Source organism: Pseudomonas parafulva (assembly GCF_002021815.1).
Classification (GTDB): domain Bacteria; phylum Pseudomonadota; class Gammaproteobacteria; order Pseudomonadales; family Pseudomonadaceae; genus Aquipseudomonas; species Aquipseudomonas parafulva_B.
In genome coordinates this window covers 4,578,630-4,592,698 of record NZ_CP019952.1, presented here as the reverse complement: position 1 = coordinate 4,592,698, position 14,069 = coordinate 4,578,630, and the positions used below count along the sequence as shown (strand labels likewise).

The following is a 14,069-nucleotide window of genomic DNA, read 5'->3' as shown; positions in this document are numbered from 1 at the left end:
CCATCAATGGCAGTCCAACAACACACCGCGGCAGGCCGCGAGGGGAAAGAAACGATGCGAGTTCTGGTACTTGGTAGCGGCGTGATCGGAACCGCCAGTGCCTATTACCTGGCCCGGCAAGGGTTCGAAGTGACGGTGGTGGACCGCCAGCCAGCGGTGGCCATGGAAACCAGCTTTGCCAACGCCGGCCAGATCTCGCCTGGCTATGCCTCGCCGTGGGCGGCGCCGGGGGTGCCTCTGAAAGCCGTTAAATGGCTGCTCGAGCGCCACGCTCCGCTTGCCATCAAGCTGACCGGTGACGTAGACCAGTACCTGTGGATGGCCCAGATGCTGCGCAACTGCACGGCCAACCGCTATGCCGTGAACAAGGAGCGCATGGTGCGGTTGTCCGAGTACAGCCGCGACTGCCTCGACGAACTGCGCGCCGAAACCGGCATTGCGTACGAGAATCGTAGCCTGGGCACCACCCAGCTGTTCCGCACCCAGGCCCAGGTCGATGCAGCTGCCAAGGATATCGCCGTGCTTGAGCAATCAGGCGTGCCTTATGAATTGCTCGACCGCGATGGCATCGCCCGCGTCGAACCTGCCCTGGCCAGTGTGAAGGGCATTCTCGCCGGCGCCCTGCGCCTACCCAACGACCAGACCGGCGATTGCCAGTTGTTCACCACCAAGCTGGCAGAAATGGCCCGCAACCTGGGCGTGGAGTTCCGCTTCGGGCAGGACATCCAGCGCCTGGATCATGCAGGTGACCGCATCAACGGTGTCTGGATCGATGGCAAGCTCGAAACCGCCGACCGCTATGTGCTGGCATTGGGCAGCTATTCGCCGCAGATGCTCAGGCCCCTGGGCATCAAGGCGCCGGTCTATCCGTTGAAGGGCTACTCCCTCACCGTACCCATCACCAACGGTGACATGGCGCCTGCCTCCACCATCCTCGACGAAACCTACAAGGTCGCCATCACCCGTTTCGACAACCGTATCCGTGTTGGAGGTATGGCTGAGATCGCCGGCTTCGACCTGTCGCTCAACCCCCGCCGACGTGAAACACTGGAGATGATCGTCAACGACCTTTATCCTCGCGGCGGTGATTTGAGCCAGGCCAGCTTCTGGACTGGGCTGCGTCCCGCGACGCCAGACGGTACCCCCATCGTGGGTGCAACCGCCTTCCGTAACCTGTTCCTCAATACAGGTCACGGCACGCTGGGCTGGACCATGGCCTGTGGCTCGGGTCGTCTGCTGGCTGACCTGATCGCGCGCAAGAAACCGCAGATCAGTGCAGAGGGGCTGGACATCTCGCGCTATGGCAGTAGCCGCGAAGTGGCCCGTCACGGGCATGGTTCGCCCGCTCATCAGCAGTAAGCCGTCCATTGGGGTATTCGCCGGTGACCTGCGAATGCCCCAGCTTCGATTTCAACCCGTATGACTTTTAAGGCAGCCGCATGCGCCCCGCCCGTGCCCTGATCGACCTCCAGGCCCTGCGCCACAATTACCGTCTCGCCCGCGAACTGACCGGTGCCAAGGCGCTTGCCGTGATCAAGGCCGACGCCTACGGCCATGGTGCTGTGCGCTGCGCGTTGGCGCTCGAGCCCGAAGCGGACGGGTTTGCCGTGGCCTGCATCGAGGAGGCGCTGGAGCTGCGTGCGGCCGGCATCAGGGGCCCGGTCCTGCTGCTGGAGGGCTTCTTCGAGGCCAGTGAGCTGCCGTTGATCGTCGAACATGACCTGTGGTGCGTCGTGCATTCGGCCTGGCAATTGGAGGCCATCGAGAAAAGCCCGCTGGCCAGCCCGCTCACCGTCTGGCTCAAGCTCGATACCGGCATGCACCGTGTAGGGCTGCATCCCAAGGACTATCGCGATGCCTATGAGCGCCTGCTGGCCTGCGGCAAGGTAGGGCGCATTGTGCTCATGAGCCATTTCGCCCGTGCCGATGAGCTGGGTGCGCAGGCCACGGCCGAGCAGATTGCCGTTTTCGAAACCGCACGCCAGGGCTTGGCAGCAGAATGCAGCCTGCGCAACTCTCCAGCCGTGCTGGGTTGGCCCCAGGCAGCCGGTGATTGGGTGCGCCCAGGGCTGATGCTCTATGGCGCAACGCCGTTCGATATGCCTCAAGCTCAGGCCCAACGCCTGCAGCCGGTCATGACACTGCAGTCGCGGGTCATCAGTGTGCGGGAGCTGCCGGCCGGCGAGCCGGTGGGTTACGGCGCCACGTTCGTCAGCACGCGGCCCACCCGTGTAGGCGTGGTCGCTATGGGCTACGCCGACGGTTACCCTCGCCAGGCGCCCAACGGTACGCCGGTCATGGTTGCTGGCAGCCGGGCCCCGCTCATCGGTCGCGTGTCGATGGACATGCTGAGCATCGACCTGACCGACGTGCCGCAGGCGACCGTCGGCAGCCCAGTCGAACTATGGGGCAAGCAGGTCCATGCCGCTGAGGTGGCGAGCCAGGCCGGTACCATTCCTTACCAGATCTTCTGCAATCTCAAGCGGGTACCCCGGGAATACATTGGGGACTAGGGCGTCAGGCGGGTGGTGTGTTGTAAATACTGAACGGCGTTGCCATGATATCGTTCACATCCACCCGCATAACCCGTCTCAGGAGGCTCCAGCTTTGGACGTCGGCGAACGACTGCAAGCCATCCGCACGCTCAAGGGCCTGTCTCAGCGTGAACTCGCCAAGCGCGCGGGGGTTACCAACAGCACCATCTCCATGATCGAGAAAAACAGTGTGAGCCCGTCGATCAGTTCGCTGCGCAAGGTACTGAGCGGCATTCCCATGTCCATGGTCGAGTTCTTTTCCGTGGAGCTCGAACCCGAGAGCCCTGCGCAGATCGTCTACAAAGCCCACGAACTGATCGACATCTCCGATGGTGCGGTGACCATGAAGCTGGTTGGCAAATCGCACCGCAACCGTGCCATCGCTTTTCTGACCGAGGTGTACCCGCCCGGCGCCGACACCGGTGCCGAAATGCTGACCCATGATGGCGAAGAGACTGGCATTCTGCTTGAAGGCCGCCTGGAATTGGTGGTCGGTACCGAGCTGTTCATTCTCGAAGCAGGCGACAGCTATTACTTCGAAAGCACCCGCCCGCACCGTTTTCGCAACCCGTTCGAACAGCCAGCACGCTTGATCAGCGCCGCCACCCCCTCGAACTTTTGATCCAGCGCAGTGCATTGACGCGTCAATACCCCTTTCCTGTGTAGGGTCGTTTCCCGGCTTCGGGCTTGCCGTTATACTTTTCGGCGCTCGAGGATCCGTGGCCGCGAGCATGATTAGCCACCATGAGGGTGTTCGCGTGAATCAAGTCAAGAAGATGCTGGCCATCCCGGCCGCCGTACTGGCCCTGTGGGCAATTACCGCTACCGCTGCGACCAATGACGATATCGCCAAGCGCCTGGAACCGGTCGGTAAGGTGTGTATCCAGGGCCAGGAATGCAAGGGCATGGCCGTGACCGCCAGCGCTGGCGCCGGGTCTGCCAGAACGCCCGACGACATCATCGCCAAGCATTGCACGGCCTGCCATGGCACGGGCCTGCTCGGCGCGCCGAAAGTTGGCGATAGCGCAGCCTGGAAGGAGCGTGCCGACCACCAGGGCGGGTTGGATGGCATCCTGGCCAAGGCCATCACGGGCATCAACGCCATGCCGCCCAAGGGCACCTGCGCGGATTGTTCGGATGATGAGCTAAAGGCCGCTATTGAGAAGATGTCTGGCCTGTAAGTTACTGCAATGTGCTGCGTAGCAGTCCCAGTCTTCTAGCTTCGCATCTTGCCTTGCCGGGGCCGCTTCGCGGCCCATCGCGGCGCGAGGCCGCTCCCACACGGGGGGCGCTGGCCCTTAGAGGCGGTGAAAGGCAGTTGCTCCTGCAATCGCGCTACTTCAGCCATCCCACGATCACAGGAGCGGCCTCGTGCCGCGATGGGCTGCGCAGCAGCCCCGGAGATGTGAGCACTATCGCTAATTGCCGGGGCCGCTCCTACAGGCACCGCGTACGCTTATACCTTCGCTGAGCCTGAAGGCCACCGAATTGTCGAGTGGCTGCCAGTGCTTGTCCAATTGTCTGCGCCTTCCGCTTCCCGCCCAGGCAACCAACCATTCCACCTGCCTGTCGAACCTCCTGAACCCAAGCACGAACCAGGAGGCCTCGATGCACCTCAGTTCCATCGACCAGGCCGTCGAACAGGTCCTGTCCCGCCTGCCAACCCATATCCACATGGGCCTGCCGCTGGGCCTGGGCAAACCCAATGCGTTCGTCAACGCACTTTATGCCCGCATCCGTGAGTTGCCCGAACGCCGTCTGACCATCTATACAGCCCTCTCCCTGGGGCGACCAGCGCTGGGTGATGGCTTGCAGCAACGCTTGCTCGAGCCCTTCGTCGAGCGCGTGTTCGGCGACTACGAAGAGCTTCACTATCTGGCCGACCTGCGCAATGACAGCCTGCCGCCGAACATTCGCGTAGAACAATTCTTCATGCAGCCCGGCAGCCTGCTTGCCAGTGAGTCGGCTCAACAGGATTACGTCAGCAGCAACTACAGCCATGCCGCGCGAGACATCAATGCCAAGGGTCTGAACCTCATCGCCCAGCTGGTGGCGGCTACGCCGGAGCGGCCTGTCCATCTGAGCCTGGCCTGCAACCCGGACATCACCCTGGACCTGTTACCCATGGTCGAACGCCGCCGTGCCGCCGGCGAGACCATCCTCATGCTGGGTCAGGTGCATGCGCAGCTGCCCTACATGCCCGGTGATGCCGAACTGCCAATGGATGCGTTCGACCTGTTGCTGGACGAAGCCGAGCAGCGCCAACTGTTTTCAACGCCCAACATGCCGGTCACCATACAGGACCACTGCATCGGCCTGCATGCCAGCAGCCTGGTGCGCGACGGCGGCACCCTGCAGATCGGGATTGGTGCCATGGGCGACGCGGTTGCCGCCGCGCTGCTCGCCCGCCAGAGCGATAACGTTGCCTACCGTGCAGCGCTCGACGGCCTTGGCGCGGGCACCACGCAGGCACTGATCGAGCGGGAAGGGGGGCTCGCGCCCTTCGAACAGGGGCTGTATGGCTGTAGCGAGATGTTCGTCAACGGGCTGTTGGCGCTGGCCGAGGCGGGCGTGCTGCGGCGTGCTGTGGATGACCGGGGAGTGATCCTGCACGGGGGGTTCTTCCTCGGCCCGCAAGCGTTCTACCAGCGCTTGCGCGACATGCCCCTTGAGCAGCGCGCACGGTTTGCCATGACCGGGATCAATTTCGTCAACGAGCTCTACGGTGACGAACAGCTCAAGCGTCGCCAGCGACAAGACGCACGCTTTATCAATACGGTGTTCGGCATGACCCTGCTCGGTGCGGGTGTGGCCGATCAGCTCGAAGACGGGCGAGTGTTGAGCGGGGTAGGTGGGCAGTACAACTTCGTCGCCCAAGGGCACGCGCTGGAAGGTGGCCGCTCGATACTGCTGCTGCGCAGTTGGCGCGAAGCGGGCGGCGAGGTGTCGTCGAACATCTTCTGGAACTACGGCCATTGCACCATTCCCCGCCACCTGCGCGATATCGTGGTGACCGAATATGGCATCGCCGACCTCAGGGGGCAGACCGACAGCGAGGTCATTGCGCGATTGCTTGCGGTGTGTGACGCCCGGTTCCAGCAGAGCCTGATCGTGCAGGCCAAAAACGCTGGCAAATTGGCGGAAGATTTTCAGCTCGACAGGCGTTTTGCCGATAACACGCCGCAGCGCCTGGCCGCGGTCCAGGCACAGCACCCACAGCTGTTCCCGGAATACCCCATGGGGACCGATTTCACGGTTGAAGAGCAGGACTTGCTACGGGCACTGAACTGGTTGAAAAGCAAGTTCAAGCTCAGCGAGGCGCTCGAACTGGGCAAGGCCACGCTGGAGGCGCCAGAGCCGCAAGGGTATGAGCGGCATCTGGCACGGATGCAACTTGACCAGCCTCAGGGGCTAAAAGAAGCGCTGTACCAACGGTTGCTGTTGGCGGGCCTGGCGGCGACTTGAAACCGGCAGGGGGCTGCCACGCAGCCCCCTGTGCCCGGATGCGAGCGAGCCGGTGCCGCATCACTCGATGAAGCTGACCACACCGCCTTCCAGCGATTTCACTCGCGCCAGCGACTCCACGCGATAGCCTTGGCGATCCAGCTCAGCGCGCCCGCCCTGGAACGATTTCTCGATCACGATCCCCAGGCCTACCACGGTCGCCCCGGCCTGCTTGATGATCGATATCAGCGCCTGGGACGCCTTGCCGTTGGCCAGGAAGTCATCCATCACCAGCACCCGATCGCTGCTGCTCAGGTGGCGCGGCGAAATGGCCACGGTGTTCTCGGTCTGCTTGGTGAACGAATACACAGAAGCCGTCAGCAGGTTTTCGGTGAGGGTCAGCGACTGGTGCTTGCGCGCGAAGATCACCGGCACGCCCAGCTTCAACCCGGTCATCACCGCAGGCGCGATGCCCGACGCCTCGATGGTGACGATCTTGGTCACGCCGGCATCGGCGAACAAGCGGGCGAACTCGTCACCGATCAGCTGCATCAGCGCCGGGTCGATCTGATGGTTGAGAAACGCATCGACTTTGAGAACCTGGTCGGAAAGCACGATGCCTTCTTCGCGAATCTTCTGATGCAGTGCTTCCACTATGGTATTCCTCGGAACAGAAATGGCCGCAAACAGCGGCAGTGTTTAAGAGTAATGGTTGATCAGCGTTTGAGCATCGCCCGGATGTCGGCCAGGGCATTGTTGCCGCGTGCGGCCTTGACCTCGACCGGTGCATCGTCCAGCCCTTCCCAGGACAGGTCTTCGGGGGGCAGTTCGTCGAGGAAGCGACTGGGCGTGCAGTCGATGATTTCCCCGTATTGCTTGCGTTTGGCGGCGAACGTGAACGCCAGCGTCTGGCGTGCGCGGGTAATACCCACATAAGCCAGGCGGCGCTCTTCCTCGATGGTGTCGGCCTCGATGCTGGAGCGGTGAGGCAGGATCTCCTCCTCCATGCCCATGATGAACACGTAGGGAAATTCCAGGCCCTTGGACGCGTGCAGGGTCATCATCTGCACACCGTCGGCGTTTTCTTCCTCTTCCTGCTGGCGCTCGAGCATGTCGCGCAGCACCAACTTGCCGATGGCGTCCTCAATGGTCATGTCACCCTCTTCGTCCTTCTCGAGGGTGTTCTTCAGCGCTTCGACCAGGAACCAGACATTGCTGATGCGAAACTCCGCGGCCTTGTCGCTGGCGGTCTGCTGGCGGATCCAGTTTTCGTAGTCGATGTCGCGGATCATTTCATGCAGGGCGGCTATGGGGTCGTCCAGCGCCACCTTGTGGCGCACACCGTCCAGCCAGTGCTTGAAGCGCTGCAAGCGCTCGGTGTAGCGCGCATCCAGGTGCTCGCCCAGGCCCAGTTCCTCACTGGCGGCATACATCGAAATGCCCCGGCCGGTGGCATAGTTGCCGAGCTTTTCCAAGGTGGTCGAGCCGATTTCCCGGCGCGGCACGTTGATGACACGTAGGTAGGCGTTGTCGTCGTCAGGGTTCACCAGCAGGCGCAGGTAGGCCATGAGGTCCTTGACTTCCTGACGGCCAAAGAAGCTGTTGCCGCCGGAAAGACGGTAAGGCACCTGGTGGTGCTGCAACTTCAGCTCGATCAGCTTGGCCTGGTAGTTGCCGCGGTACAGGATGGCGAAATCGCTGTAGGGACGGTTGGTACGCAGGTGCAGCGTGAGGATTTCCATCGCCACGCGCTCGGCCTCGGCATCCTCGTTCTTGCAACGTATCACCCGGATCTCATCGCCCACGCCCATCTCGCTCCACAGCTGTTTCTCGAACGCGTGCGGGTTGTTGGCGATCAGCACGTTGGCGCAGCGCAGGATGCGGCTGGTGGAACGGTAGTTCTGCTCCAGCATAACCACTTTCAGTGAGGGATAGTCCTCCTTGAGCAGCATCAGGTTCTCGGGGCGCGCGCCGCGCCAGGCATAGATCGACTGGTCGTCGTCGCCCACCACGGTGAACTGGTTGCGCATGCCGATCAGCATCTTCACCAGCAGATACTGGCTGGCGTTGGTGTCCTGGTATTCGTCCACCAACAGATAACGCACGCGATTCTGCCAGCGCTCGAGCACCTCGGGGTGTTCCTGGAACAACTTGACCGGTTGCAGGATCAGGTCGTCGAAGTCCACGGCGTTGAACGCCTTGAGCGTGCGCTGATAGTGGGTGTAAACGACCGCAGCGGTCTGCTCGCGCGGGTTGCGTGCTTTCTCCAGGGCCTCGGGAGGCAGGATCAGGTCGTTCTTCCAGGCACCGATCATGTTCTTGATTTCGTCGATGCCGTCGTCGCCGGAGTACTCCTTCTGCATGATGTCCGACAGTAGGGCTTTGATATCCGACTCGTCGAAGATCGAAAAACCAGGCTTGTAGCCCAGGCGTTCGTGCTCCTTGCGGATGATGTTCAGGCCCAGGTTGTGGAACGTGCAGACCGTCAGCCCTCGGCCTTCGCCCGGACGCAGCAGGCTGGCAACCCGCTCCTTCATCTCGCGGGCGGCCTTGTTGGTGAAGGTCATGGCCACGATGTACTGGGCGCGAATACCGCAGTTCTGGATGAGGTGGGCAATTTTGCGCGTAATGACGCTGGTCTTGCCCGAACCTGCACCGGCGAGCACCAAAAGAGGGCCGCCGACATAGTCACGGGCTTCCTGCTGCCGGGGATTGAGTCGGGACATGCTAGAAACCGGGGGTCGCCAGAAAATAGCCGCGCATTCTAACAGGCATGCGTGTTCATGGCGTGACCGTCTGACGTTCGAGTCAGACTTTCGAAACGATCATTAGCGCCGCTAATGCTTGCGCCTGAAAAAATCGTATTTGCTGGTCTGTCTGCTTTCGCGCAGGATGCACGACAAAATACGTCGGACCAGGCTGTTAAAAGGCGCGCTCACAAGTGAAAATCATTTCCATTAGATGCGCCGGTTTGTTCATCGGTCTACGTTGCATCGTCGAGCCTTAAGGAGCCGTCTTGTCCGCGCCTGTCGAACCTATGCGTTTGCTGCTGTTGGCCAGTGAGCCCGAGTGGGCGGCCTTGCTGCACGCGTGCATGCCTGCCTTGAAGGGCGCGGCCGTACTGCTCACGGCACCCGACTGGGATGCCGTCGACAGTCTGTTCAGCCGCGACCGGCAGGCCGTGGTGCTGACCACGCCAGCGTTGCAGCCAGCACCCGGTCGTTGTGAACTGCCGACCATCCTGCTGTTGCACAGCGAGCCAGAGGCGGCGCCCAGCGGCGTCAGCGACTGGCTAGTGAGCGACCAAGTCAATGTCGACAGCCTGCGTCGCTGCCTGCGCCACGTGCGCGAGCGAGGTGTACTGGTAGCCACCCTGCAACGCTTGGCCGAGCAAGACCCTTTGACCGGCATCGCCAACCGCCAGGGCTTCCAGGCCTTGCTGGCCACGCGCCTGGCCGACCATGACGGGCGCGGCGTCGCCCTAGGGCATCTGGACCTGGACAACTTTCGCCATGTCAATGACGCCCTGGGGCACCAGAGTGGGGATCGCCTTATCCTGCAGGTTGTACTACGTCTGAAGCATCAACTCGAAGCAGGCGACCAGCTGGCACGCCTGGGCAGTGACGAGTTCGCCTTGCTGATCGACACCCGCCGCGACCCAGGGCGTGCCGAGTGGATGGCCGAGCGCATCGTCGAGGCATTGGCCGAGCCCTACTGGGTCGATGGCGAAAGCCTGCTGCTCGGTTGCAGCCTGGGCCTGGCCCACGCCCGCGCCCAGAGTGGCGCCGACCCGCTGATGTGGCATGCGCACATCGCCATGCGTCAGGCCAAGGCCACCCAGGGCTGTACCTTCCATGTCTTCAACGAGCGCATCAATCGCCACGCACGCAGCCTGGCCGATCTCGAAAGCGAGCTGCGCCGGGCCTTGCGCCGTGACGAGCTGGAGCTTCACTATCAGCCGCGCTTGAACCTGGCTGATGGGCGGATCGTCGGTCTCGAAGCGCTGGTGCGCTGGCGCCACGCCGAACGGGGCTTGCTGCCGCCCAGTGAGTTCGTGCCATTGGCCGAGCAAAGCGGGCTGATCGTGCCGCTGGGTTACTGGGTCATCGCCCGTGCCCTGCGCGACATGCAGGCCCTGAACACACAGGGGCTTGCGCCGTTGCACATGGCGGTCAATCTCAGTTTCCGGCAGTTTCAGGACAGCCAGTTGCTGGCAACCTTGAGCCGGCTGATCGCCGAGTACGGTGTCGATGCCCACTGGCTGGAATTCGAGCTGACCGAAACGGCCGTGATGCGGCGCAATGAGCGGGTGCGGCAGACCATGGATGCACTGGGCCGCCTGGGCGTGCGCTTCTCGCTGGACGACTTTGGCACAGGGTTCTCTTCGTTCGTGCACCTCAACAGCCTGCCGATCACCTTGCTCAAGGTGGACCGCAGTTTCGTTGCGAAGATGGATATGCGCGAAGAGAACCGCAAGCTGGTGCATGCCATGATCAACCTGGCCCACAACCTCAACCTCGAAGTGGTGGCCGAGGGCGTCGAAAGCGAAGCGCAATTGGCCTTGCTGCGCGGGTTTGGCTGCAACCAGGTACAGGGTTTCCTGGTCAGCAAGCCCCTGCCGGTAGACGCGCTGATCCCGTTCCTGCTGCAGTCGTCACACCGCCAAGTGGGGGTTGCAGGCTAGCTGTCCGCCCCCTCTGGCCAATGCGCAAAGCCACCTCAATGGGTTGAAATCAGGCAGATGTGGCCGTTGCGGCGCGTGTTCCGGCGTGGCGCAACAGCCGCCGCATCCGCCATTCGAAGCCGAAGGTCAGCGCCACCGAGGCGCACGCCAGCCCCAAGGCCAGCCCCCACCAGACGCCCAGCGCGCCCCCGCCAAAGACGAAAGTGAACAACCAGGCGCTGGGTGCCCCGATGAGCCAGTAGCACACCAGCCCGATCAGGAACGTAGTCTTGGCGTCTTTCAGTCCACGAATAGAGCCCATGGCGATGGTCTGCACGCCATCGAACAGCTCGAACCAGGCGGCTACCATCAGCAGCTGGACCGCCAGCTGGAAGATGGCGGCAAATGCCGGGTCGGCCCTGTCGATAAACAGCCCTACCAATGCGTCTGGCAGCAACCAGAACAGCGCAGCGAAGGCGAACATCAGCATGGCCCCGAAGCCGATCCCCACCCGGCCAGCGCTGCGCGCGGCGAGCAAGTTGCCCGCACCGTAGTAATGGCCTACGCGCATGGTCACGGCATAGGACAGGCCAGTGGGCACCATGAAGGCGGTCGACACGATCTGCAGGGCGATTTGGTGCGCGCCCAACTCGGTACTGCCCAGTACGCCCATGCACAGCGCCGCAAAAGCGAACAGCCCTACTTCCACCATGTAGGTGCCGCCGATCGGCAGGCCCAGCCGCCACAGCTCGCCCAACGCTGGCAGCGATGGCCGCGACAGGCCCTTGCGCAGCGGGTAGGCGGCATAAGCCGGGTGCCAGCGGATGTACAGCGCCAGGGCAATGGCCATGCCCATCGAGACCACCGCAGTGACCAGGCCGATGCCCATCAGACCAAGCTTGGGCAGGCCGAACATGCCTTCGATCAGCGCAACGTTCAGCAAGTAGTTGAGTACGGTGCCTACCAGGCTGATGACCATCACCGGCGTAGAGCGGCCCAGGGCGCTAGTGAAGCCACGCAAGGCCATGAAGGTCAGGTAGCCCGGCAACGCCAGCGGCAGCAGGGTGAGAAACTCGGCCGCCGAGGCGACGTTGTCAGGCTGCTGCCCGAAAAGCAGCAGCACAGGTTCGAGGTTCCACAGCACCAGCGCCGCGAACAAGGCCAGGCCCCAGGCCAGCCACAGGCCGCTTTGCGCCAGCCGTGTGGCGCCCTCGATGTCATTGGCGCCTCGGCGGAAGGCTACAAGGGTGCCGACCGCCGCGATGACGCCCAGGCAGAAGATGGACACGAACGAATAGCCCGCCGCGCCCAACCCGCCACCGGCCAAGGCCTGCGGGCTGATGCGTGCCATCATCAGGGTGTCGGTCAGTACCATGAGCATGTGCGCCAGCTGCGAGGCGATCAGCGGGCCTGCCAAGCGCAGTAATGCCTTGAGCTCGTGGGTAGGTGCGACGTGCATGGATGTGATCCTTGGCGAAGACGGTGGCGGACGAAGGGCGATTCTGAGGCCTGGGTCAGCTTTTAACAAAAGGATAAATGCGATCATTGGCATGAGTTTTAATCATGGCGATATGATGCGCAGTTCGCCGTTTCTCCACTGAACAAGGAACCTCATGACCCGCAAGCTACCGCCCCTTTATGCGTTGCGTGCATTCGAAGCTACGGCGAGGTTGAACTCATTCACCCGTGCTGGCGAAGCGTTGTCCATTACCCAAAGCGCGGTCAGCCGGCACATTCGCACGCTGGAGGATCACTTTGCCTGCCGACTGTTCGTGCGCAGTGGCCGCAGCCTGCAACTGACCGAAGCTGCACGGGTACTGCTACCGGGTGTGCGCGAAGGCTTTGCCGCGCTTGAGCGTGCTTGTGACACGTTGCGCGGTGAAGACGAGATGCTGCGCATGAAGGCGCCGTCCACCCTGACCATGCGTTGGTTGCTGGCCCGGCTGAGCCGCTTCCGTCGGCTGCAACCTGGCAATGAAGTGCAACTGACCAGTGCCTGGATGGACGTCGACCATGTGGACTTCAACCAGGAACCTTTCGATTGCGCGGTGCTGCTGGGCGATGGGGTGTTCCCGGCGGAGTGGGAGGTACGCAAGCTGTTCCCCGAACTGCTGGTGCCGGTGGGTGCACCAGGGCTGTTGGATGACGGGCCCTGGACCGCGGCGCGCCTTGCGAGTAGCGAACTGCTGCACCCTACAATGGACAAGCGTGACTGGCGGGTATGGCTGGAGCGCCTGGGCCTGAGTAGCAGGGTTTCGCTCAAGGGCGGGCAGGTGTTCGACACGTTGGAACTGGGCATGATTGCAGCGGCCCGAGGCTACGGTGTTTCAATTGGTGACCTGATGATGGTGGCCGAAGATGTGGCGCAGGGGCGCATGAGCCTGCCATGGCCGACAGCAGTCCCCAGCGGCATGGACTACTACCTGGTATGGCCGCGGACCCGGCCGGGCGGCGAGCGCCTGCGCCGCCTCAGTGCCTTCCTGCAAGCCGAGGTGAATGCCATGGCGCTACCCGAGGTGGTGATCCTGCCAGCCCTTTGATTGCGAGCGCTATATCCCGGTCCGGCACTCAAGTATTCAGCGCCGACGCCGATCAGATGGCACCAGCGTCCCGGAAGAGGGCGCGCTTTCCGTCAAATAAAAGCGGGCGGTCAGCGTGATCAGGATGATCCCGGCCTCTTGCCAGGAGCTTGCCCATGCCTCAACCGCGTGCCCGGATTGCCTCGCAACTCGGTATCGCCCTCGCCATCGTGCTGGCGCTGGTGATTTCCGGCAGTACCCTTTTTGCCCTGCGTTCACTGGACGATGCCAACCTCGCTACGCGCCAGGCCCACCTGGCCAGTGAGGCGCGCTTGCTGGGCGACCAGCTTGACACGTTCCACGGCTCGCTCAAGGACAATACCCAGCGCTTGAGCGGCTTGTTCGAGCGACGCTTCGCATCAGGGCTGTCGCTGCATGCAGGGCAGACCGTGCAGGTAGCAGGGCAGGCAACGCCGGCCCTGTACCTGGGCGATCAGCTATTGAACAACGACTTCCAGCAAGTGGACGACTTCCAACAGATGACTGCCGGTATCGCCACGGTATTCGTGCGCAGTGGTGACGATTTCGTGCGCATCAGCACCAATTTGAAAAAACGGCAGCCGCGCCATCGGTACCCAGCTCGACCGCCAGCACCCCGCTTACGCCAAGTTACTGGCCGGGCAGATGTACGTTGGCCGTGCCGTGTTGTTCGACCGCAACTACATGACGCGCTATGTGCCGATGACCGACGGTAATGGCCGGGTGATCGCGGTGCTGTTCGTGGGTTTCGATTACACCGATGCGCAGAACGCGCAGTTCGCCAACCTCAAACGCTTGCGCATTGGCCAAACCGGTTCGTTGGCACTGCAGGATGAAAAGGGCCAGTGGCTGGTGCCGCCGGCCAATGCC

The 14,069-nt window shown here is 62.6% G+C and carries 10 protein-coding genes and 1 pseudogene; 8 read left to right on the top strand and 3 right to left on the bottom strand.

Going from position 1 to position 14,069, the window contains the following annotated elements:
* Window positions 1–54 precede the first annotated feature (54 nt).
* The 5 genes from dadA (at window position 55) to B2J77_RS20735 (ending at window position 5,999) form a co-directional block, all read left to right on the top strand.
* A complete protein-coding gene (gene dadA / locus B2J77_RS20760) occupies window positions 55–1,359 on the top strand; it encodes a D-amino acid dehydrogenase (protein WP_078479343.1) in 1,305 nt (434 codons plus the stop codon).
* Window positions 1,360–1,439: 80 nt separating this feature from the next.
* Entirely contained in the window at window positions 1,440–2,513 is a 1,074-nt protein-coding gene (alr, locus tag B2J77_RS20755; protein WP_078479342.1) for an alanine racemase, read from the top strand.
* A gap of 94 nt (window positions 2,514–2,607) precedes the next feature.
* Window positions 2,608–3,156: a cupin domain-containing protein gene (locus B2J77_RS20750; RefSeq protein ID WP_023532512.1), complete on the top strand. Its 549-nt coding sequence runs from the start codon at window positions 2,608–2,610 to the stop codon at window positions 3,154–3,156.
* A 109-nt stretch (window positions 3,157–3,265) separates the two neighbouring features.
* Window positions 3,266–3,715, top strand: a complete 450-nt coding sequence (locus B2J77_RS20745) for a c-type cytochrome (RefSeq protein WP_228385158.1) — start codon at window positions 3,266–3,268, stop codon at window positions 3,713–3,715.
* Between the two features lie 427 nt (window positions 3,716–4,142).
* Window positions 4,143–5,999 carry an acetyl-CoA hydrolase/transferase C-terminal domain-containing protein gene (locus B2J77_RS20735; protein ID WP_058638845.1) on the top strand — a complete coding sequence of 619 codons (1,857 nt, stop codon included), beginning with the start codon at window positions 4,143–4,145 and terminating at the stop codon, window positions 5,997–5,999.
* Between the two features lie 60 nt (window positions 6,000–6,059).
* Here B2J77_RS20735 and xpt read toward each other — a convergent pair whose 3' ends face one another.
* Together xpt and rep are read right to left on the bottom strand one after the other, a co-directional pair.
* Entirely contained in the window at window positions 6,060–6,632 is a 573-nt protein-coding gene (gene xpt / locus B2J77_RS20730) for a xanthine phosphoribosyltransferase (protein ID WP_023532789.1), read from the bottom strand.
* A 62-nt stretch (window positions 6,633–6,694) separates the two neighbouring features.
* Complete coding sequence (gene rep, locus B2J77_RS20725; protein ID WP_058638846.1) at window positions 6,695–8,704, bottom strand: DNA helicase Rep; 2,010 nt, start codon at window positions 8,702–8,704, stop codon at window positions 6,695–6,697.
* Between the two features lie 290 nt (window positions 8,705–8,994).
* Here rep and B2J77_RS20720 point away from each other — a divergent pair, with 290 nt between their 5' ends.
* Window positions 8,995–10,662 carry a putative bifunctional diguanylate cyclase/phosphodiesterase gene (locus B2J77_RS20720; RefSeq protein ID WP_058638847.1) on the top strand — a complete coding sequence of 556 codons (1,668 nt, stop codon included), beginning with the start codon at window positions 8,995–8,997 and terminating at the stop codon, window positions 10,660–10,662.
* A 49-nt stretch (window positions 10,663–10,711) separates the two neighbouring features.
* On the opposite strand, the gene B2J77_RS20715 is transcribed toward B2J77_RS20720, so the two are convergent.
* Window positions 10,712–12,100, bottom strand: a complete 1,389-nt coding sequence (locus tag B2J77_RS20715) for a NorM family multidrug efflux MATE transporter (RefSeq protein WP_058638848.1) — start codon at window positions 12,098–12,100, stop codon at window positions 10,712–10,714.
* 154 nt (window positions 12,101–12,254) lie between these two features.
* Here B2J77_RS20715 and B2J77_RS20710 point away from each other — a divergent pair, with 154 nt between their 5' ends.
* The gene (locus B2J77_RS20710; RefSeq protein WP_058602791.1) at window positions 12,255–13,181 is read left to right on the top strand and encodes a LysR substrate-binding domain-containing protein; all 927 of its coding nucleotides are present in this window, start codon (window positions 12,255–12,257) and stop codon (window positions 13,179–13,181) included.
* 155 nt (window positions 13,182–13,336) lie between these two features.
* Window positions 13,337–14,021: pseudogene (locus B2J77_RS21985) on the top strand (Cache 3/Cache 2 fusion domain-containing protein); the annotation flags it as partial.
* Window positions 14,022–14,069 lie beyond the last annotated feature (48 nt).

Coding starts and splice junctions, on each gene's coding strand:
- dadA (WP_078479343.1), top strand. CDS start 55: ATGCGAGTTCTGGTACTTGGTAGCGGCGTGATCGGAACCGCCAGTGCC.
- rep (WP_058638846.1), bottom strand. CDS start 8,704: ATGTCCCGACTCAATCCCCGGCAGCAGGAAGCCCGTGACTATGTCGGC.
- B2J77_RS20715 (WP_058638848.1), bottom strand. CDS start 12,100: ATGCACGTCGCACCTACCCACGAGCTCAAGGCATTACTGCGCTTGGCA.
- alr (WP_078479342.1), top strand. CDS start 1,440: ATGCGCCCCGCCCGTGCCCTGATCGACCTCCAGGCCCTGCGCCACAAT.
- B2J77_RS20735 (WP_058638845.1), top strand. CDS start 4,143: ATGCACCTCAGTTCCATCGACCAGGCCGTCGAACAGGTCCTGTCCCGC.
- B2J77_RS20710 (WP_058602791.1), top strand. CDS start 12,255: ATGACCCGCAAGCTACCGCCCCTTTATGCGTTGCGTGCATTCGAAGCT.
- B2J77_RS20745 (WP_228385158.1), top strand. CDS start 3,266: ATGATTAGCCACCATGAGGGTGTTCGCGTGAATCAAGTCAAGAAGATG.